This window comes from Paenibacillus sp. FSL H8-0034 (assembly GCF_038000305.1).
Taxonomy (GTDB): Bacteria; Bacillota; Bacilli; order Paenibacillales; family NBRC-103111; genus Paenibacillus_S.
Genome location: NZ_JBBOBS010000001.1, coordinates 7490837 through 7511464 on the forward strand (window position 1 = coordinate 7490837; position 20628 = coordinate 7511464).

Here is a 20628-nt window from a genome sequence, read left to right on the forward strand (position 1 = left end):
CATTTATTTTTCGTATTCGGATGCCTTCTTTTTCAGTTCATCGAAAGCTTTATCCGGTGTTGTTTTATCAAACATCAGCGCCTCGGTAATCGATTTGTATTCTTTGGTATCAAAGTTGTTCCAGCCCTTGGCACCCGGGTTAAATTGTTGAGCCCCAGCAATGGACTTGGCAATCATATCCACAGTCAATTTATCGGCGGCTGTGAATTTAGGCGCTAATTGAGCGACGATTTTATTGGAAACCGGTACGCCGCGAGTCGTTCCGGAAATTTCTCCAACCTCAGGATCATTCACGAACCAATCGATAAATTTAGCTGCTTCGGCCTTATTCTGTGAATCCTGACTTACACTGAAGAAGAAGGTCGCCTTCAGCCATCCACCGCCCTGCTTGTCCTTAGGCATGGCCGATACTCCGATGCTTCCAGGCTTCAGGCCCTCCCATGAAGAGGCTTGTGCCGCATGCGCGTTTCTGAAAATGATTTTGCCATTCAGCATCAGGTCCAGCTTCGGATCCAGCTCCTTGTCGCCAACTGCAACATCCGGGGGAGGCACAATGCCTTCTTTTCTAAAATCGCTGAATGTCTTCACCCATTCCAGCCATGTATCCTTATCAAAGTTGAACTTGCCTTCCGGCGTTACCGGCTGTCCTTTACCTTTGCTTAATTGATAGGACGTATAGGCTTCACGGTTCGTTGTCGCATCCTGCATCACATATTGATCCTTGCCCAGCTTCGCTTTAATATCTCTGGCAAGCTTGAAATACTCATCCCAGGTAATTCCGTCCTTCAGCTGAAAGCCGAGCTTTTCCAGAGAGCCTTTATCATAAATCATGCCCCAGGCATTATTACCGAGCGGAATAGCTGTTGATTTATCCTTATATTTACCGGCTTCTACCAGCTTCGGATCAATGTCCTTGACGTTGACGCTGCTTAAATCGGCTAATTGATTTCTGGCATTCCAGTCCGCTAGCCACGCTGCGTCCATCTGGATAATATCAGGTGCATTTTTGGCTGCTGCCTGTGTAGTCAGCTTGTCGATATAGCCGTCAAAGCCGGAATATTCCGGTTCAAAGGTGACGTTCGGATTTTTCTTCGTATACAAATCAAGAATTTTGATGGTGGCATCATGTCTCGGCTGGGAACCCCACCAATTGATCCGGAGCTTGATCGGCTTGCTGCTTGCGGCGGGCTTGCTTTCTATGGTTGGCGCTGCAGTCGAATTACCATCCGGTACTTTGGCTGTTTGTGTTCCGGCTGCTGAACAGCCAACCATGGATAATCCCATCACGGTGGATACAACTGAAAAGATTACTTTTTTTCTCATTTTCATCATCCTGCTTCATGTCCCCTTTAATGTTAATAGCTTACCTTATTTATCATCTATTGAAGATCAAAGCCCGTGAAAGCTTTAACCCTTAATACCGGTGGTCGCAATACCTTCAACAAAATGCTTTTGGGCAAGGAAGAAAATAATGACGGAAGGAATCACCGACACCAGACCCATTGCCAGCAGCTGACCCCACTCCTGAGCCGACTGTGAGTCATTGAACATCCGAAGCGCCAAACCAACTGTATATTTATCAACCGAGTTAATATAAAGCATATGACCAAAAAAATCATCCCAATTCCATAAAAAACAGTAGATTAATACGGTCACGAGCGCCGGCTTCGTTAACGGGATGATAATTCTCCAGTAAACCCCGAACCAGCTGCAGCCGTCCATTTTGGCCGATTCATCCAATTCCTTCGGAATGCCTCTAATAAATTGCACCAGCAAAAATACGAAGAACGCGCCTCCAGAGCCACCGGCCAGTGCATGCGGTACGATAAACGGCAAATATGTATTGACCCAGCCAAAGCTGTGAAACAACGCATATTGGGGAATAATCGTTACCTGTCCTGGCAGCATCAGCGTAAGCATCAGGATCGAGAACCAAAAGTTCCGCAGCGGAAAGTCCAACCGGGCAAAACCAAATGCAACCAGACTGCAGGAAATAACGGTCGTGATGAGAATCCCAAGCTCCAGCTGTGCATTGTTCCAGTAAAAATCCGTAAAGGAATGACCGGGGATAGCGTGCCAGCCATTACTAAAATTGACCCACATGGGGTTCGTCGGAAATAGATTCGGCAGGCTCATTTCCTGATTCGATTTCAGAGAAGCACCCACCCACCAAAACACGGGGTAAATCATCAGCAGGCTGAGCACGGCAAGTCCCAGATGTCTGAACAGGAGATTCCGTCTACTATTCATTTGCTCTTTCCTCCTTCAGATTCATAGAAAACCCAATATTTCGATGTTAGAAAAATAACAGCCGTGGAGGCCACAATGATCAAAAGCATAATCCACGCAAGCCCCGAGGCATAACCCATTTGAAGACGACTGAACGCACGTTCATACAAATAAAGCGAATAGACATAAGTTGAATTGGCCGGTCCGCCGTTGGTGATGATCATAGCCGGGGTGAACATTTGAAAGGCTCCGATAATACCCATGATCGAATTAAAATAAATCGTTGGCGAGAGCATCGGCAGTGTAATTCGGAAAAACTGCGTCGCTTTGCCCGCTCCGTCAACCGAGGAGGCTTCATACAAATCATTGGGGATCTGCTTAAGCCCCGCCAAAAAAATAACCATGGCCGAACCGAACTGCCAGCCTACCAGCAGCACTAAAGTCCACAAGGCCGTATCGGGATTCGTTACCCAGCCTGTCCCTTCAATGCCAAAGTGGGCTAGAATGTTGTTCACAAAGCCTTCCTTGCCAAAGATGTTCTTCCAGAGAATCGCTACTGCAATACTGCCCCCGATCAACGATGGAAAATAAATCGCCGTACGGTAAGCCGACATCCCTCTGATGTTTTTGGCTAACAAAATGGCGACCATCAGTGCCGCTACCAGTCGCAAAGGAACAGAAGCCGCTACGTAAATGAAAGTCACCTTCACAGCTTGTATAAATCGTTCATCGGATGTTATTATTCTGTTGTAATTCCCGAGCCCTACCCATGATGGCTCCTCCAGCAGCGAAAAGTCGGTGAATGAATAATAAAGCGATTGCAGCATGGGGTATAAAGTTAGGCCAAGAAAGCCCAACAGCCATGGAGATATAAACAAATATCCGGCAATCGGTGATTCCCACCGCTTGATTGTGGGTCGATGTCGCTTGATCAATGGATCTGATAGTGATGTTGCTGCGCTTTCTTTCATGTCCGCCCACCTCGTTTGTTGTGTTTTTCTTATTATAAAATTTTCGATCCCGGGCGCCTATAAGGGTATATCACTATTTCTTTTAAATTAATCCGATATTTTGGCAGGAGGCGAAGCATTCATGTGGAAGATTGCGATCATTGATGATGACAAACAAGTTCTGAGAGGCATGAAGCAAGCGATTCCCTGGGACGAGTTGGGTGCCGAATGGGTCGGTGAAAGTACGAATGGTCACAAAGGACTGGAGCTCATCCGTAAGGAAAAGCCGGATATCGTCATCACGGACGTGTATATGCCTGTGATGGACGGACTGACCATGATAGAACACTTGCGGAAGGAGCAGTTTCAGGGAAAGTTTCTGATTCACAGCGGCTATTCCGATTTTGAATTTGCACGCAAGGCATTAAGAATGAATGTGGACGATTATTTATCGAAGCCTGTTTCCAGACAAACACTTCGCGAGGCACTTCAGCGTGTCATTTTTACAGTCGAAGAGGAAAACAAAATCCAGCTGGAGCAGAAGGCGCTGCGTGATAAAGTTATTTTGTATGAGCCATTTGTCCATAAAGAATGGTTGAAAACTGCGGTTACCGGAACGATGGACGATTGGAATAAAGAGCACCCGCTATTCAATACAGAAAAGGCGCAAACTCATCTGGTGCTGGGCATTGAAATTATGCGAACGGCGCGGATATCCGATGTTGCGGCTCCGGACCGCTTTTTGTTCCGGTTTGCCATTCAAAACATTATTCAGGAAATTCTCAGTGAACGGCAGCTGACCTTCGACTACGTCGAGCTGCATGGCTATCATGCCAGCTTGATTTTGCACTTCGAGAAGGACGCCAGGTATGAGGAACTGATTGATGGGGTGAAGTCGATTGCCGAAATGATCATTGATTGTGTGCACAGGTATTTGTCCATTTCCCTGCATATCGGAATCGGCGGTCTTAAAAACCATTGGTCACAAATATCCGATTCACTGGAGGAAGCGTTCCACTTTTTATCCCAAGGCGCACCCCTGCTGTCCTCTTCGAGCTTATATGCCTATAACGATTCATCAAGTAAGCGTTCCCAATCGAATGGTGTATTAGCCAAGCCGATGCGGTTTTATCACCAGCTGATTGAGGATATCAAAAACACCCAGGGGAAAATGGCGGAATCGATCATTCAGAGCTACATCGATACGTTGCATGAAAGCTCTGACTCCCCTGAGCCATCCTTCCACGCGCTGGGCGCACAGTTCTGGACGATAGCCAGCTATGCGCTTAATGATGAGCAAATCCGGTTGTGGGAGATTTATACCGAGGTGCAGATCGAAGCCGAGCTGCGAAGTATTCATTCTGCGGATCAATTCGGGGTGTGGCTGCATGATAAAATCCGCGGTATCTGTGTCAATCAGCATTGGCACGAAAACCTGAAGCACAAGCAGGCCGTTGATTTCATGAAGCAGTATATTCATGAGAACTTCAAGCAGGACATAACGCTCGCCGAGCTTGCGGAGAAGGTATTCATTTCGCGCAACTACCTGAGCCTGATTTTCAAAAATGCAACCGGAGAAACGATTAATAATTACATAATCCGGGTTCGCATGGAGCAAGCCAAGGCGCTGCTTTTGAAGGGAACGTTCAAAATTTATGAGGTTGCAGAAAGTGTCGGGTACAAAAACATCCCCTATTTCAGCACCACCTTTAAAAAGCATTTTGGAATTACACCTATGGAATTAATCAGATAAATCGGTAATGAGGGCGGGAATGTCAAATGAAGCATATGTTCAAAAAATATCCGATCTATTACTTGCTGTATGGTGGATTCTCCTGCTTTATGGTCATTCTGCTCGTCGTCGTAATCTGGTTGGCGTATTCGCTCTCCGCTCAGGAAATGGTAAAAAACACGTCCTACTATCAACAAAATGTATTGAATGAGCTGTACAGCAAAATCGGTATCCAAATGCGCTCAATCGAGCAGGTATCATTAACAGCCTCGCGTAATCCCTTGCTGTCCGATTATTCCCTGTTATCCGAAGACGTCTATTCCGATCATAAAAGGGGCGCAGAGCTGGAAGCTTATTTAGCCAGTATCACCTATGCCACACCCATGATCTCCTCGATTCAATTTTATACAAAAAATGTGGTCTACATTCAATCCCAGATGCCTGTTGTCTTTATTGAGGAGCAGAAGGTCAAAGGAGAGCCCTGGTACGCAGCGGTTGAAAATACCGATTTCTCGTGGGTGGGCGAACGTACGATTCAATTGTTTAACGGGGATTTTTCCGTGATCAGCTTTGCCCGTAAAGTATATTCGTCTACCGGCGAATACAGCGGATTATTACTCTTAAATGTAAAATCGTCCGCTATTCAAAATCTGGTCAAGGGGGAAACGGCGGACGCCAACCGGATTTTGCTGGATTCCGGCGGCAGAGTAATTACGTCAATTGGAGATCCGCAGCTAAGACCTAATATTAAGGATTTTCTTCCTTATACGGTGAACGAATCCGGTTATTTAAAGGTCGATACCAAAGGGTATACACTGGCTAACTCCAGCAGCCACTTAATGGTTTGGTCAAAGCATTTCAATTCAGACTGGACGCTCGTCGAGCTCACTCCGTGGAAGCAGATTACTTCAGGCAGTGTTCACAATGCATTTATTTTATCGTTGGTCGGTATTTTGGCGATATTCATTGCCTTGTTTTTCACTTTATTTTTCTCCAATCAGTTTATTAAACCGATTCGGCTGCTGCTGCATGAGATGGGCGGATACGCGGCAAATATCAACAAGGTGAAGCTGCCCGAGGATTACTATAATGAATATGGGGTGCTGTTCGCAGGCTACCGGAAGCTGATCGATCGGATTCAAGAGCTGTATATGTCATTGGAAAACCAATACATCAGGCAAAAAAAGGCCGAAATCAAAGCGCTTCAGGCGATGATCAATCCACACTTTCTGTATAATACCCTGGATCAGCTCAATTGGATGGCTCTTGGTGCCGGACAAGATAAGATGAGTGAAATTCTCGAGCTGATGGGACGCATGTTCAGGATCGGCTTGTCCAATGGGGAAAGTCTGGTTACGATCCACGATGAGCTGCTACATGCCGGCTGCTACATGCAGATCCAGCAGCTGCGCTGGGAGGAAGGGTTGACCGTCGTTACGCATGTACCCGCCGAATTGGAGCTTTATTATATCCCGAAAATGACACTTCAGCCCTTTATCGAAAATGCGATCATGCATGGCTTTGACGGAAGATCGGAAGGCACGATCTGCATCACCGCCTTTCAGGAGAATGAAGCGATAGTATTTACCGTCTCGGACGATGGCGTAGGACTGAGGAATAACTGGAATTCAGGGGAAAAACGAAGCACCGGTGGTTATGGCATCCGTAACGTCACGGAACGCTTCGAAGCCTTCTTCGGTGCCGATTACGGGATTAACATCCATGACAATGATGCCGGAAACGGCGTCACCGTTACGATTCGAATTCCCCTGCTGAACGACAATGACATTGATGGACTGGGAAAGCCAACCGAAGGTATGCCACGTGTTTATCCGATGTAGCGCCCATCTGCAGCTGGATATCGTTCACATTATGGAAATAAAGTATCACTTTCATGAAGCATCTCAGCATATAAACCAGAGTTGGCGATAGCTCCTCATTCCAGAAACCATCGCCAACTCTGACACATTTGTTATCTGTGTATATCTGCTTACTGACGAATCAGCTTTGTTATACGACCATCAAAGATCCATTCGGCCACGTATACATCTCCGTGAGAGTCCACACATACTCCATGTGGAGAGCTGAATCGGTTGGGTCGGTAATACGGCTTAGGTAAATTCGGCCAGCCCTCCTGCTTGTAAGCAAGCTGATCTTCTCCTAGATGTGCTACTAGCAAATCATTGGAAGCGTCGAATACCGTCACTCGACTATGAAGATCCGGGAAGAACATAAGTCCGTCATGGAAATAAAAATTACAAGGCATATCCATGTCATGGTCAATAAATCGCTTATGCTTCCCATCTAACGTAAATACCTGAATACGATGGTTGCCGCGATCGGCCACATACAATTCCTGCTCACCACCACTCAGCTTGACTGAAATCCCGTGAGGACAACTCATTTCTCCGGGCTCCTTGCCTTTTCCTCCCCAGGAATGAATCCATTCTCCCGCCGCAGTGTAATGATGAATCCAGCTTTGTCCGTATCCGTCCGTTACGAAGATGTCTCCATTCTCGGCTACCGCCAGATCGGTTGGTTTATAAAGCTTGTCGCTACTGTATACTTCCGGTAAATGTGGTGGGGCCAGCCGCAAAACGACCTCACCTTCCAGCGTAGTCTTGAGAACCGTACCCAGTCCGCAATCGGTCATATATAGAAACTCGCCATCCTGCTCTTCATGCAGATAAAGACCATGTGCGCCTTCAGCAATTCCTTCGATATCGCATGACTTCAGCCAATCTCCTTCACGATTAAACACCATCAGGTTCGGAGATTTCGTATGCAAAATATAAACGTTATCCTGTGAATCAACAACAATTCCGTGTGTAAAACCAAATTCATATGCAGCGGGCAGCTTTGCCCAGCCTTCCTCAACCTGTACTCTGAATGCTCCATTTCCCGTTTGAATCTTGTCCAGCTCCTTCATTAAATGGATAGTTAATGGATAATAAATAATAATAGCTTATATGCGTTTTATTAACGTTTTACCGAACCGTGAGGATCGATAACGAACTTTTTGGAAACACCCCTGTCAAACTCCGAGTACGCTTCCGGTGACTGATCCAGGGAAATTAACGTAGCATTCACAGCTTTGGCAATTTGCGCCTTGCCACTCAGTATGGCTGTCATAAGCTCACGGTTATACTGCATAACTGGCGTTTGACCGGTTACAAACGTATGTGATTTGGCCCAGCCCAGGCCGAAGCGGATTTTCAACGTGCCCATCTTGGCATCCTCATCAACGGCACCGGGATCACCCGTAACATAAAGACCCGGTATCCCAAGCTTGCCTCCGGCACGTGTTACCTCCATTATGGAATTCAACACCGTAGCTGGCGCTTCGCCATGCTTGTGTCCATGACCATGTGCTTCAAAGCCTACGCAGTCAACAGCACAATCCACCTCAGGAACTCCTAATATTTGATCGATCTGCTCCCCAAGATTAGGATGCTCACGCAAATTCACGGTTTCGCATCCAAAGCTTCTCGCTTGCGCCAACCTTTCACTATTCAGATCACCTACGATGACCACGGCAGCACCCAGCAATTGGGCCGAATGCGCGGCAGCCAAGCCGACAGGACCAGCTCCCGCGATGTAGACGGTAGATCCCGGGCTAACACCCGCACTGACTGCACCATGATAACCTGTAGGGAAAATATCCGATAGCATCGTAAGATCGAGTATTTTTTCCATAGCGCGTTCTTTATCCGGAAACTTCAGTAGTTGGAAATCGGCATAAGGAACCATCACATATTCGGACTGCCCTCCAACCCAGCCGCCCATATCGACATATCCATAGGCGGAGCCAGGTCGATCCGGATTCACATTCGAGCAAACGTTGGTGTTACGCTCCTTGCAATTCCTGCAACGACCGCATGCGATGTTGAATGGGACCGAAACAAGGTCGCCCTTCTTAATAAATTCCACATCACGACCAACCTCAATGACTTCACCTGTAATCTCATGTCCAAGAACCAAACCGCTTGGAGCTGTCGTGCGCCCTCTGACCATATGCTGGTCACTGCCACAAATATTAGTTGTGATGACTTTGATGATAACGCCGTGCTCGCATTTTCTGCCGACGTTCAATGGGTTGACACCCGGACCGTCTCGCAAGATCAAATCGGGATAGCTGATATCCCTCACTTCTACTTCTCCTGGCTTTACATAGACGACTGCCCGATTCCCTGCCATACCATTCGCTCCTTTATCTACCATAATATTGTGTTGATAAAGCGTTTTCTTTTCTAATCATACAGGATAAACGCGGGTTTTCCAACAAATGGTTTTCTGCGTGGCTCATTGAATAATCCCTGAGCCTGGGATAGAAGCAAAAAGCTGATCCCGACAATTATTACCCAGGAGAGGAAATGTGGCAGCGGAAAAAAAGAAAATCAAATTGATAATATTGATGGCCATCGTGTTACGAAACAATCTCAAAAAATCATCGCCAGACAGGCTGCGCCCGAATCCAAAGGGTACTGCTTGGAATCAAGATAGTAGCCTTTTGAGTAGCTTTTTGTATTGACCACAGGGAATACCCCATCTTTATGGGAGTCGGGTATAACAATCAGGCAGCCGTTTTCCTCATTGGCATCATACAGATGAACGCTTGCGGACCGATCAGTTGAGATCAGAAATCCGGTTACTTCGCTATGCCACGCGTTAAACGCGCCGCTTAAAGGAACTTCATCCTTCTTCCCGTTGCCTCTCAGTGTAAGCATCCTGAACTATTCACTAATGTCGTTTACCTATTTCCTTAAACAAACGCCTCAGCGTAGTTGCCCCCAGCGTAATCGCAGCCCCCATTCCTGTGACCATCACCGTCAGCGCAATGTATTCAAAAATGGAATAGTCATTCATTTTCCCCCAATCAATAGGTCCCTTCAAATCTTCAATCACCTGATTCATCCCATAAATACCACTAACCACCGAATAGATCGTCAAGATCAGCAGCAAGTAATTGGAACGTTTCGCCGTAAAATTTTCCTGATATTTGTACAGATCAGCCAGCGTTTCATTCACTTCAGCGTACAGCTCGTCACTGCCCAGATGCTTGCGAAGCTGGAGAAAAATCTCTTTGCCCTGCGATTGGGTAGCGACCTCCAGAAAGTAATAGCGGGCAGAAAAAATCGTAATTGAGCGGATCAAATCATCGATTTCGTCCTGATTCTGATCCAGCTGGACATGCGAATAACGGTTCGATAATTTAAGCAGCACAACTTTATAAAACAAATTAATGAGCACACCATAATAATAGGCTCCGTACATGTGATTGCCGAGAGCCGTAGTCACTTCCTTGGACTGATTCGTCAAGCAAAAGAAGGAATTTTCTTCAATCACATAAAACGTATCCGGCCCCCACCTGTCGTAAATGTGCTCATCCAAATACCGCTGAATATAGTCCATATTCGAAGAGCTAATATAAGGCTCGCCCTGAAGGTCCAGTCCATCGACCCGAGAGGCACGGTATATATCCTCAGGTGCAATCGGGCAGTTATCTGTGAAGGAAACCAGTCCCTGTACAAACATCCGCTCATCCACAAAAAAGGGCAGCTTTTCAAAATACGTTTTTTCCAGGTCTGTCTTGTCCAGATAGGCGATCATCCCGGGCACGAGTCCATCCAAAATAAATTCTTCGACCTCGTTGTAAAGCTTTCCATTGTGGACCAGCTCGACCGGCTCATCCATATCCTTCATATTTTGCAAAATACGGAATCGGTTCACGAACTCCAGCACCTGCGAATAGGTTAAATCGTCACAGCATACCTCGGTCCGTACCGTAATAAAGCCCAAATCAAAGGGACATACCACGACATCGACCGAATGTATGCGAAACGGGATATGCTGCTGATTCATCCGCAGGCTGCAATCCATTTCCAGACGCTTGGAATAACGCAAAAATACATCCTTGGAATCTTTATGAGGAAAAATGACGCTATTCGTAAAAGGTAAATAATACCGTTCCAAATTCAAATGGGATACCTGATAGCCCTCCCCGTAGAAAGCAGTCTCCAGCTCCAGATTTCCCAGTTCAAACGCAGCAAAGTCGTCCTTTTGCAGCTGCTGCTTCAAATCACTCTGGCAATCCTCATTAAGCGAGAACGGAAACACGAACTGAAACAGTGCAGCCTTAAGCCGCTTTTCTTCTAAAACAGGCTGAACCATGGTATGGGGTTGGACCATTCTTTTCACCGCTCCTACTGATCACCGAATTGTTCTCTATAGGTAGTATTACTCTACAACCCACCCAATCAATCAAAAAAGATCAAAAATCCAAAAAATTGAAGTAAAACTCCTTGTCCTTAATCGAATTGAAGGGTTCAAGAACGGTACTGAATGGTAATGATAGAATATATTCGGTTGCAAGGGGGATATCGCGCTTGGAGATGCTGTTTATCGTCATTTATTTGATTCTGATTGCCTTGGTGCTGGAGGTTTCTTCTACCCTTCTGATCATATCAGGGCTCAAAAAAGAGATCGCGCGCTTCCAGGCGGTTTCCATGCTGACGGCAACCGGTTATACGACACTGGAATCGGAGCTGATCCTGCGTCACCCGGTACGCCGCAATATTGGCGTGTTTCTTATCTTGTTCGGCGTCTTCTCGCTGGCTGTTCTGATCTCCATCATCAGCAGCCTGTTGGGACAAAATTTACGAATCCCGGCTTTGACGATAGTAACCGTTGGACTTGCAATTATTTTACTCACGGTCAAAAATAAAAAGATGATGGATTTGCTCAAGCGCAAGTTTCACCGTCATCTCAATCAACAATTTGAGCTGCATCAGCTGCCTATCGAAGAAATTTTGTATACGAGCGACACCGATTGGGTCACGGATGTTCATATCCATGCCGACTCCAAATTAGTGGACCAACGAACGGATGCGCTATTTGGTACGGAGGAAGATATTTTGCTGCTGTTTATTCAGCGGGATGATCAAAAAATCAGACAGCAGTGCCTGAAGCTGACGATTCAGGAGGGTGATATCCTGTATGTGTATGGCAATAAATCGGCTATTGAGGAGAAGTTTCACCATGAGCTCCAGAGCATGAAGCTGAGTAATCAGAAGGAGCAGCATGTTGTAGGTATGTAAATTGGGGATCGATGCTACATCAAATAAAAAGCATCCCATGCTACCGACGCGCAGTAGAACAGGGATGCTTCTAATAGTCATTTTGCAGATTATTTTACCCGTTCACTACATGAACGGCATGGCCCGACAGAAAGCTTTGAACATTATCTACCGCAGTTCCCATCAATCTGGCTCTGGCTTCTTTCGTCGCCCAGGCGATATGAGGTGTAATCAAGCAGTTCGCTGCCGCATACAACGGATTCGAAGGTACAGGAGGCTCCACGGACAGCACATCCACCGCAGCTCCGGCAATTCGTCGATTATTCAAAGCGTCTGCCAAATCCTGCTCGTTAATTAGTGCTCCACGGGAGGTGTTGATCAATATGGCCGAATGCTTCATCAGCGCAAGCCGCTCCGCATTGATCAGCTTTTCCGTAGTCGGTGTTAATGGGCAGTGCAGACTGATGACATCCGATTCAGCCAACAACTGGTCAAGCTCCACCCACTCTACACCTTCCACGGGAGTCGGATTGCTTCTACCGCTGCCTACTGCGATAACCCTCATGCCAAAAGCATTGGCGATTCTCGCCACTTGACCACCAATACGACCAAGTCCAATCAACCCCATTGTTTTGCCTGAAAGCTCAATCAGCGGCGAACGTGTAAAGCAAAAATCTGGACAGTTGTTCCAATCCCCTGCATGGACTGCATCACTGTGAGTCTGTACCCGATGACACAGCTCCAGCAGCAGGGCAAATACGAATTGGGCTACGGATTGGGTCCCGTATGTAGGGATATTCGTCACAGGAATCCCCCGCTGCTTAGCCGCTTCCGTATCGACAATATTGTAGCCGGTTGCCAGCACACCGATATATTTGAGCTTCGGAAGCTGCTCCAGTATAGCGGCAGACAGCTGTGTTTTGTTGGTCAGCACAATATCCGCATGAGCTGCACGCTCCACAATTTCAGTAACAGCCGTTCGATCATATACGGTAACATTGCCAAGCTGCTCTAATCTTCCCCAATCCAAATCCCCCGGGTTTAATGTGTAGCCATCCAATACGACTATATTCGCCATAACCGCACTCCTTTTATGATCAAGCTTTGATCTACTGTTATAACATTCCTTAGCTTAAGCATACAGCAATAGCCCTGTTATTTCTTCGTTTGTTTCAGCCTATTTTTGTACATAGTAGGTTCACATTTTTGGACAAGTTATACAAGCCACACGTCATTTATTTAGATATAGGCGTGTGCCGATTTGATTGCAGAATTGCAGGGTAATAGGGCTTATCTGACACTTTAACGAGCCAAATACAGGTACATCATGCTGATTACACCAGCGTTGTCCACCAAATAATTAGGGGGGAAGGCCACTATGAATTGTCCCAATTGTAAACAATCGATTCCAAGCGATTCGAGATTTTGTCCGAACTGCGGCTATCACGTTACCGATCTTGATCCTCATGAGAGTGAGCCTGAGCCTTTCTCACAGACAGCGCAGCCCTATCCAGCCAACAGTTACACGAATGGTACCCCTCCGAAATCCGAGATGGATAAGGAACATGCGGACTTGAAGCTGCGACGCGTGTTCTCGCAAACGTTCAAAAAGCATCCGGAGGAGGAAGCGGAAAAGCTATTTATTGTAGGTACCAGCAGCACAACACCGGATATAGCGGATGTATTGGATACCTGGCCCAAGCCATGGCTGTTTGCCCGTGTCTTTCTATGGGTGATGATTGCCTACATAGGCATGTATATTGGCTTGTCCTTTTTTGGAAACTTCAATTTCCTGCCCGGACTTATTATCGTAGGTTCTTTCATGGTGCCTTTTACTTTGCTGGTCTTTTTCTGGGAAATGAATGCACCGCAAAACATCCCTGTCTACAAGGTTGTGTATACCGTCTTTATTGGTGGTGTCGCGTCATTGGTCGCCGCACTGGTTCTCTATCAAACCCTGCACGACTTCAGCGGTGTACTCATTGTCGGATTCGTCGAGGAGGCGGCCAAGGTGCTGGTCATCGCCTGGTTCCTGCGTAAGTCCAAAAACACCTATATCCTGAATGGATTACTGATTGGAGCCGCTGTCGGTACGGGCTTTGCTTCCTTTGAAACCGCTGGTTATGCGCTAAGAGTACTGCTCGAAACTAGCAATCTTGGGAGCTTGTATGCCACAATTTTATGGCGCGGCATTTTGGCGCCTGGAGGTCATATCGTGTGGGCAGCGCTTTCCGGCGCAGCCATCTGCATGGTCAAAGGAAAACGGGACTGGCAATGGCATATGCTAATGAAGGGACGGTTTCTGAGTATCTTTATATTGACCGTGTTTCTTCATGCCTCATGGGACTTACTGGAACTGGATATCTTCTCGATTCCCGTTATGCAGATTCTTCTTACTGTGCTTTCCTGGGTGTTCGCGTTCGGCATGATTAATGCGGGGCTTAAGGAAATAACACGGTTGAAGCAAGAAACCGCACAGCCATTGAAACCACGGGAAACGGGGTTAGCTGCGGACATGAAATCGTCGCTCGCATTTTTATCAGCATCACCTATGACCCACGCCAAAAAGCCCCCGGGACTCGGGGACTAGTAATTACTTATGCATTTTATATTAGATAAGCAGCGATTGGATGATCTGAAGGGAAATCGTAATACAAACTTAATCGGCACATAATTCCTTTTCCCTATGACCTCAAGATTAGAGCTGGATAAGCCCTTCACGCGACACGGTCAGCTTTTCGAATCCGGTATCTGTAATCGCATAGCTGTTCTCAATACCAACCACTCCACGCTGCGGGAATGTAAATTTGGGTTCGACAGCTATGACCATGCCGGGCTGAAGTCGGTAGCTGAAGCCTTTGGCAAGCACAGGCAGCTCATCAATTTCAAGCCCGATACCATGTCCGAGAAATTTAACCTGATCGTCGCCATAGCCCATATAATGGTCACTTAGTCCGGCAGCATGCGCCATTTGCAGCGAATGCATATACAACTGCTCGCATACAGTACCAGGCAGCAGCTTCGATTCCACACTGCGTATAATTTGCTCCGAATGCTCATAAGCTTGAAGCAAATCCTCGGCTAACGTACCGATAACGACGGTTCGTGTCTGATCGATGACATAGCCATCGATGCAGCAGCCGATATCGATCAGAACCGGTTCGTTGGCTGCAATGGGGCGACGGCTCGCGCTTTGTGGGCTTGCCGGGGAAAGACCCTGACCTCCGGCGGGACCATCGAAATAAGTCGGCATTGCTGCTGCCTCTCCCGCTCCAATCATTCCCGTAATCACCTCTTGATTATAGCCTCGCATTCTCATTATACCGATGTGGCCAGCACGTCGTACATACGTCTCGATATGACTCATCAGCTCAAGCTCCAGCATGCCTGGGCGCAATTTGTCGAGTGCATCCTCAAAAGCCAGATTGATGACCCGTCCCGCTTCACGAATGTATCCAATTTCAGCAGCTGATTTGATCATCCGTAGTTCACGGATCAGTAGTGAACCATCTACCCAGTCCACTTGTGGCAGTACAGCTTCCAATCGTTTGAGCTGCTGCACAGGAAGTACATCAAATTCAGCAGCAAGCTTCAGGTTACGCGAATGCGCTGCATGGAATAAGGAACGATACACATCGGCCAGCCGTTCCCCAAAGCTTCGGAATGAACCCAAAGACTCCACGGTAATGGAGGATTCCTGCTCTGCACGTACAACACTGCGACGAACAAAGAACACGGCCTCTCCCTCATTTGGCACAAACAAATACCCGGTCTGCATCGATCCGGTAAAATAATACAAATCGACATTTTGTGTGATCATACAGCCGTCGATCTGCAATTGCAGCAGTCTTTCTTGAAGCCGTCTTATACGTTCAGTACGCTCGTTCATGAAACCTCTCCTTTAATATCTCCCGCTCAAAAACGAGCTTGATCATCAGCAATCATCACTGGCTGCACAGCAATTATCGAATTGGCAGCCAATTCAGCACGTTTTGAATTTTTTGATCCCAATAACCCCATTCATGGCTTCCCGGCTCTTCTTCATAGGTCAAATCCAGCTTCATTGCGCGGCAGTGGTCACGGAAACGCACATTGTCCTGATATAGAAAATCCTCCGTACCGCAGCACTGATACAGCATTGGGCCTGGCCCCGCACCCTGCGACACTTCCTCCGCCAGTTGAAAAAGATCATTACGACTCCCCGCAAATTGATCCAAATCGCCAAAGATACGTTGAAACTCCACCGGATCACGCTGCTTGGCAATGGACGCAATATCAAGCGCCCCCGATAAGCTTGCTGCTGCTGAGAATCGATTCGGACACGACAACGCCAGCTTGAATGCGCCATATCCTCCCATCGACAAACCTGCAACAAAGGTGTCCTCCCTTGCCTCCGATAACGGAAAAAACGACCTCGCCAAGGCAGGCAGCTCTTCACTAATAAATGTCCAATACTTGTAGCCAACAGCCATGTCGGTATAAAAACTGCGGTTAACCGCAGGCATCACAACAGCCAATCCATAGGCGGCAGCATATCGCTCAATAGAAGTTCTTCTCATCCAAATCGTATGGTCATCCGACAAACCATGCAGTAGAAAAAGCGTAGGGTGCTTTTTCTTGATTACATTGGATTCCATTCCGATCTGTCCTGTAGTCGACTGTGGTAAAATGACGTGCATGGATGCGGATACCCCAAGCGATTCCGAGAAAAAATGACAGTCCATAAAAGCCATAGATTCATGTCTCCTTTTGATTAATCTTACCTAAAGGGTAACAGGATTACCAAATAAAATCCAGCCAAAAGCTCTGACGGCTCTATGATCGAAGAAGCCTCCAAGTCCACTACAAAGTGGAACAGAGGCTTCTTTGTATCAGGATCAACGATCAACATCCTCGTGGCGCAGGGCAGATCCGATATCGACTTTTGGGATAGAGAGTTCGAGAAACACATAATTACAGAGACGATGACTGTTCCTCTACCGAATGAGAAATAACTTTTCTCAGTGTGTAATTGTCTCCTTATTAGAGCCTGCTAAACCGAGTGCACTGCGTAACCGCAGCATGACAACAACAGCTTCAGCTCGTGTAGTCACCTTAGCTGCCCATTCAGCCTGCACTTGCTTGCTGTCGGTATCTGTTGGATGGCTGTCATCCAACAGACCTGCAGAGATCGCTCGTTGTTCGAGCTCCGATTCGTCGTTAATAGAATTGGGGTCGATTGCTCTTAAGCTTAGTGCTATGAGTACTAAACGCGTTAATTCGTGGTTCCATTGGTCTGGTGTAAATTCATTTTCCTTAATGATACCAACATCCCGTAATGACTGAATATTACCGTTATAGAGTGTAATCTCAGTGGAATTCACTGCGCTTGGGGCCGAATTGGCTGTGTTCGGGGTCAAAATCGGAACTTCCAGACTTGCCGTGAGCAGAGCGGCAAGCTCCACCAGTGTCAAGGTATGATCCGGCTTGAAGGTCCCATCCGCGTAACCGGATATGAAACCATTCGCAGCAGCTTCACGAATCGGAGCCTCCGCCCAATGCCCTGTTATATCGCTAAATAAGAAAGCCATCCCTTCATCGTTGTCAGCAGCAGTGCCACCCTCCTCAACAACGGGAATAGCATCAGACACAACAACCGTTTCGTTCGATCTGGCAAATCCTATATGACTCGGAATTAACAAACTAAAAGGTAATGTTACAACCGCCATCACGCAGACCAACCTTCTTATAATAGATAGTAAGGAAACAGCAATCATAAGCTTGATTTTGTTTTTGAAAATTCGGTACGCCCGAGCTCTGTCAGTAACCGCTTTACGCTGAAGAACATCGCTTTTGGGATAGGTCATCATTATTCAAGCCCCTCTCTTTAAAGTTAACGACTTACTCAGCTTCATAAACCTTCAATATGCGACTGCTCTCTCGTTTGCCTTCAGAGGTTATCGTCACATAAATGCGACCGCCATTGCTGTTAAGCTGAAGATTGCTAATCGTGGCCGTGGTCACACCAGACACTGCAATGGCTGAGGCCTCGCCCCCGCTCACCGTCTGAATTGGCGTAGCTATCACTGCATCAGTGTAGAGCTTGATCGTATCACCTGGTTTGATCGCAATCGCTGTAACCTCATCATTGCCGTAGGCTCCTGCCAGATTGGATACTCGCAGCTGATTAGGGGATAGCGGAAAGGTAACAGGCTCGGCCGCATATATTTTAGCCGTTCGTGCACTTTCCTCCTCTTGCTTATGCGTTACCGTTATATAAACAAGGCCATAACCAGTCCCAGGTAAAGCTGCATGAACCACAACAGAGCTTGCATCATCGGATGCAGTTGCGCTGCCAATAGCGACTACAGATATATCGTCCGCGTATACTTTCACTGTATCACCAGCCTGCAGGCCGTTCACTGTAAGGGTATCTTCGGATCCCACAGCATTATGAATTTGAATTTGGGATCGATCCGGCGCACCGCTCGCCAATTCGGCGGCGTATGCTTTAATGACACGACGACTTTCCCCACGAAGAGAAGAGGTTACTGTCACATATACATATCCGGCCTGTCTACCCAGCTGTGGGACCAAAACCTTCACTTGGGTTGAACTGCTGTCAGCGGTAGCCATCCCGATCACAGTGGTTGAAGATGCATCTGCATATACTTTGACGACATCACCTGCAGCCAGACCCGACAGCTCGATTCGATCATCCGTTCCTACTGGCTCATTCGTCACTACAATGGTGCTTGGTGACGGTGCAGCCGTAATCGGTTCAGAGCGATACTGCTTCACAACACGTACACTTTCCTGCAGGGGTGGGCTTGTAAGGGTCATATACACACTGCCTTCTCCCACACTCAACTGCGGTACGGATGCATCCGCTGTGTCGGAGCCTGCAGCCACAGTGACCTGAGTCAAAGGAGAGGCTGCCTTCTCAGAAGCATATACCTTCAAAATATCACCTGCCTGCAAGCCGCTCACAATAACATGATCATTCGTTCCAGTCAGCTCATTCAGCACACGAATTTGTGCCAATTTCGGTTTAGCGCTCCTGGCTTCGCCGGCATATCCCTTTTCCGTTGCCCTGCTTTCACCTTTTCCTAACTCCGTCAACGTAACGTAGACAACACCTTCGTTGCTTCCCAGTTGTCCGATGGAGACAACAGTGCCTTCGCGTGAACCCGTAACTGCTGTAGCAGAGCCCACTAAATTGGTTTTCGAAGCGTCCGCATATACTTTGACGAGATCTCCTGCTTGCAGTCCAAGCAATGCAACTGTATCCGGTGTGCCTGTTGAATTATTCGTAATCCGAATGCTGCCTGCAGAAGGCGCCACGGATAAAGGCTCGGCCAGATATGATTTCACAATACGTCTGCTTTCCGAATACGCAGGCTGTGTTACGGTAACATATACATAACCAGCTGCAGCACCAAGCTGATTGATCGTAATTATTGCGCTATTTGACCCGCTGCCGACTGCAGCAGTACCCAGCGGTGTGGTCGTTCCGCCATCTGCATACACTTTGACGAGATCTCCCGCGGACAGTCCGGTTACAGTAACCACATCCGATGTTCCAGTCAGCTTATTCTCAATACGGATCATGCCTGGAGCAGGTGGAACCGATGCAGCGGCAAATGCTGTACCGGATACCGCCACCGGAAGCAAAGCCACGCTAACCAAGCATGCCATGCAGGCCTTCATTAAGCTTGTCTTTATAACCTTATTCATATGCAATCAGCATGCCTCCCCCTTTTACTGGCTTGACTTGAAATCCAATGGGTATTCATAAATTACCGTTTTATATACATCTCCTTCATAAGAAAGTGAACTGTTGCGCGGCATTTTCACCTTCACCCTGTAGATCACAGCCGGTCCCTTCAGAACCTGAACAATATGCTCGCTTTCCCTCACATAACTGTAAGGAAACACCACCCCCGGGGACAAATCGTCCACATAATCCTCAAATACGATAACTGGCGCAGCCGACAGCAGACTGCCTTCATAAGGTGTTCCATCCAGACGCAGCTGTAAATTCCCGCGAAGCCCTGCCTCAAAGGCGGCATGTGCCAGAGGTCGCTCAAACACCACAAGACCTTCAGCGAGCCAATCCTTATTTACCTGCAGGGCCGCATCATGAGCGCCACGATTCAAAGTGAATTTTAACCGGTTATGTGTAGTCGTCGTAACAAACCTGTCTGCTTCAAACCCCGTCGTATACAAAAACATCAACACCACAAACAACAGCAGCAGCGCTCGATTCATCCATTAATCACCGTACCATCGCCTCGCTCATCTGTTTGGCATAACGGACAATTTGTGGGGGTTCGCGGTCCTGACTGCCAAACATACTGTGAAACAGCCATCGTGGCGTGCTTTTTACAGAAAGCGTACCCTCAATATATTCGCCTCTTGGGGTAAGTATCGTCGTTCCCGTAAATCGGATATCCGCACCATCCAGCAAAAACGTATGCTCCAGCGTATACCGCATCTCATCGATAATTTCCGGTGTAAATCGACCGTTATCAGCATTAGCCGCTTTTTGAATGGCACTGTCGAGTACCATTTCTACTGCATTGGCACGTGTTGAATATATATCATGCAAAATCGGCTGAAATAGCAGCAGCAGCAAAATATACACGCTCAGCATCTCCAC

Annotated in this window: 18 protein-coding genes; 4 read left to right on the forward strand and 14 right to left on the reverse strand. The window is 47.3% G+C overall.

Annotated elements, in window-relative coordinates:
- Positions 1-3 precede the first annotated feature (3 nt).
- The 3 genes from NST47_RS33525 to NST47_RS33535 form a co-directional block, all read right to left on the reverse strand.
- A complete protein-coding gene (locus NST47_RS33525; RefSeq protein ID WP_341158989.1) occupies positions 4-1323 on the reverse strand; it encodes an ABC transporter substrate-binding protein in 1320 nt (439 codons plus the stop codon).
- An 84-nt stretch (positions 1324-1407) separates the two neighbouring features.
- The gene (locus NST47_RS33530) at positions 1408-2250 is read right to left on the reverse strand and encodes a carbohydrate ABC transporter permease (RefSeq protein ID WP_341158990.1); all 843 of its coding nucleotides are present in this window, start codon (positions 2248-2250) and stop codon (positions 1408-1410) included.
- Positions 2247-3200 carry a carbohydrate ABC transporter permease gene (locus NST47_RS33535; protein ID WP_341158991.1) on the reverse strand — a complete coding sequence of 318 codons (954 nt, stop codon included), beginning with the start codon at positions 3198-3200 and terminating at the stop codon, positions 2247-2249. The genes NST47_RS33530 and NST47_RS33535 overlap by 4 nt, the downstream gene beginning before the upstream one ends.
- Positions 3201-3321: 121 nt before the next feature.
- Between NST47_RS33535 and NST47_RS33540 the strand changes: the two genes are divergently transcribed.
- Entirely contained in the window at positions 3322-4932 is a 1611-nt protein-coding gene (locus tag NST47_RS33540; RefSeq protein WP_341158992.1) for a response regulator transcription factor, read from the forward strand.
- 26 nt (positions 4933-4958) lie between these two features.
- Positions 4959-6752, forward strand: a complete 1794-nt coding sequence (locus NST47_RS33545; RefSeq protein ID WP_341158993.1) for a sensor histidine kinase — start codon at positions 4959-4961, stop codon at positions 6750-6752.
- A 149-nt stretch (positions 6753-6901) separates the two neighbouring features.
- Here NST47_RS33545 and NST47_RS33550 read toward each other — a convergent pair whose 3' ends face one another.
- The 4 genes from NST47_RS33550 to NST47_RS33565 all read right to left on the reverse strand — a co-directional run bounded on the left by NST47_RS33550 (position 6902) and on the right by NST47_RS33565 (position 11082).
- Positions 6902-7840 carry a hypothetical protein gene (locus NST47_RS33550; protein ID WP_341158994.1) on the reverse strand — a complete coding sequence of 313 codons (939 nt, stop codon included), beginning with the start codon at positions 7838-7840 and terminating at the stop codon, positions 6902-6904.
- Positions 7841-7890: 50 nt separating this feature from the next.
- The gene (gene fdhA / locus NST47_RS33555) at positions 7891-9108 is read right to left on the reverse strand and encodes a formaldehyde dehydrogenase, glutathione-independent (RefSeq protein ID WP_341159808.1); all 1218 of its coding nucleotides are present in this window, start codon (positions 9106-9108) and stop codon (positions 7891-7893) included.
- 242 nt (positions 9109-9350) lie between these two features.
- Positions 9351-9638, reverse strand: coding sequence for a phytanoyl-CoA dioxygenase family protein (locus tag NST47_RS33560; RefSeq protein ID WP_341158995.1), 288 nt, complete (start codon positions 9636-9638; stop codon positions 9351-9353).
- 13 nt (positions 9639-9651) lie between these two features.
- The gene (locus tag NST47_RS33565; RefSeq protein ID WP_341158996.1) at positions 9652-11082 is read right to left on the reverse strand and encodes a hypothetical protein; all 1431 of its coding nucleotides are present in this window, start codon (positions 11080-11082) and stop codon (positions 9652-9654) included.
- A 221-nt stretch (positions 11083-11303) separates the two neighbouring features.
- On the opposite strand from NST47_RS33565, the gene NST47_RS33570 reads away from it, so the two are divergent.
- Positions 11304-12008 (forward strand): TrkA C-terminal domain-containing protein, encoded by a 705-nt coding sequence (locus NST47_RS33570; protein WP_341159809.1) that lies wholly within the window; start codon positions 11304-11306, stop codon positions 12006-12008.
- A gap of 94 nt (positions 12009-12102) precedes the next feature.
- On the opposite strand, the gene NST47_RS33575 is transcribed toward NST47_RS33570, so the two are convergent.
- A complete protein-coding gene (locus NST47_RS33575; RefSeq protein WP_341158997.1) occupies positions 12103-13065 on the reverse strand; it encodes a D-2-hydroxyacid dehydrogenase in 963 nt (320 codons plus the stop codon).
- 300 nt (positions 13066-13365) lie between these two features.
- Here NST47_RS33575 and NST47_RS33580 point away from each other — a divergent pair, with 300 nt between their 5' ends.
- Entirely contained in the window at positions 13366-14577 is a 1212-nt protein-coding gene (locus NST47_RS33580; RefSeq protein ID WP_341158998.1) for a PrsW family glutamic-type intramembrane protease, read from the forward strand.
- A 108-nt stretch (positions 14578-14685) separates the two neighbouring features.
- Here the strand turns inward: NST47_RS33580 and NST47_RS33585 are convergent, their stop codons facing one another.
- The 6 genes from NST47_RS33585 to NST47_RS33610 all read right to left on the reverse strand — a co-directional run bounded on the left by NST47_RS33585 (position 14686) and on the right by NST47_RS33610 (position 20613).
- A complete protein-coding gene (locus NST47_RS33585) occupies positions 14686-15876 on the reverse strand; it encodes a M24 family metallopeptidase (protein WP_341158999.1) in 1191 nt (396 codons plus the stop codon).
- 73 nt (positions 15877-15949) lie between these two features.
- Positions 15950-16720, reverse strand: a complete 771-nt coding sequence (locus NST47_RS33590) for an alpha/beta hydrolase (protein ID WP_341159000.1) — start codon at positions 16718-16720, stop codon at positions 15950-15952.
- Positions 16721-16987: 267 nt separating this feature from the next.
- Entirely contained in the window at positions 16988-17833 is an 846-nt protein-coding gene (locus tag NST47_RS33595; RefSeq protein WP_341159001.1) for an S-layer homology domain-containing protein, read from the reverse strand.
- 34 nt (positions 17834-17867) lie between these two features.
- A complete protein-coding gene (locus NST47_RS33600) occupies positions 17868-19703 on the reverse strand; it encodes a hypothetical protein (RefSeq protein ID WP_341159002.1) in 1836 nt (611 codons plus the stop codon).
- Between the two features lie 24 nt (positions 19704-19727).
- Complete coding sequence (locus NST47_RS33605) at positions 19728-20237, reverse strand: hypothetical protein (RefSeq protein ID WP_341159003.1); 510 nt, start codon at positions 20235-20237, stop codon at positions 19728-19730.
- A gap of 7 nt (positions 20238-20244) precedes the next feature.
- Complete coding sequence (locus tag NST47_RS33610; protein WP_341159004.1) at positions 20245-20613, reverse strand: hypothetical protein; 369 nt, start codon at positions 20611-20613, stop codon at positions 20245-20247.
- Positions 20614-20628: the final 15 nt, after the last annotated feature.

Coding starts and splice junctions, on each gene's coding strand:
- NST47_RS33525 (WP_341158989.1), bottom strand. CDS start 1,323: ATGAGAAAAAAAGTAATCTTTTCAGTTGTATCCACCGTGATGGGATTA.
- NST47_RS33530 (WP_341158990.1), bottom strand. CDS start 2,250: ATGAATAGTAGACGGAATCTCCTGTTCAGACATCTGGGACTTGCCGTG.
- NST47_RS33535 (WP_341158991.1), bottom strand. CDS start 3,200: ATGAAAGAAAGCGCAGCAACATCACTATCAGATCCATTGATCAAGCGA.
- NST47_RS33540 (WP_341158992.1), top strand. CDS start 3,322: ATGTGGAAGATTGCGATCATTGATGATGACAAACAAGTTCTGAGAGGC.
- NST47_RS33545 (WP_341158993.1), top strand. CDS start 4,959: ATGAAGCATATGTTCAAAAAATATCCGATCTATTACTTGCTGTATGGT.
- NST47_RS33550 (WP_341158994.1), bottom strand. CDS start 7,840: ATGAAGGAGCTGGACAAGATTCAAACGGGAAATGGAGCATTCAGAGTA.
- fdhA (WP_341159808.1), bottom strand. CDS start 9,108: ATGGCAGGGAATCGGGCAGTCGTCTATGTAAAGCCAGGAGAAGTAGAA.
- NST47_RS33560 (WP_341158995.1), bottom strand. CDS start 9,638: ATGCTTACACTGAGAGGCAACGGGAAGAAGGATGAAGTTCCTTTAAGC.
- NST47_RS33565 (WP_341158996.1), bottom strand. CDS start 11,082: ATGGTTCAGCCTGTTTTAGAAGAAAAGCGGCTTAAGGCTGCACTGTTT.
- NST47_RS33570 (WP_341159809.1), top strand. CDS start 11,304: ATGCTGTTTATCGTCATTTATTTGATTCTGATTGCCTTGGTGCTGGAG.
- NST47_RS33575 (WP_341158997.1), bottom strand. CDS start 13,065: ATGGCGAATATAGTCGTATTGGATGGCTACACATTAAACCCGGGGGAT.
- NST47_RS33580 (WP_341158998.1), top strand. CDS start 13,366: ATGAATTGTCCCAATTGTAAACAATCGATTCCAAGCGATTCGAGATTT.
- NST47_RS33585 (WP_341158999.1), bottom strand. CDS start 15,876: ATGAACGAGCGTACTGAACGTATAAGACGGCTTCAAGAAAGACTGCTG.
- NST47_RS33590 (WP_341159000.1), bottom strand. CDS start 16,720: ATGGCTTTTATGGACTGTCATTTTTTCTCGGAATCGCTTGGGGTATCC.
- NST47_RS33595 (WP_341159001.1), bottom strand. CDS start 17,833: ATGACCTATCCCAAAAGCGATGTTCTTCAGCGTAAAGCGGTTACTGAC.
- NST47_RS33600 (WP_341159002.1), bottom strand. CDS start 19,703: ATGAATAAGGTTATAAAGACAAGCTTAATGAAGGCCTGCATGGCATGC.
- NST47_RS33605 (WP_341159003.1), bottom strand. CDS start 20,237: ATGAATCGAGCGCTGCTGCTGTTGTTTGTGGTGTTGATGTTTTTGTAT.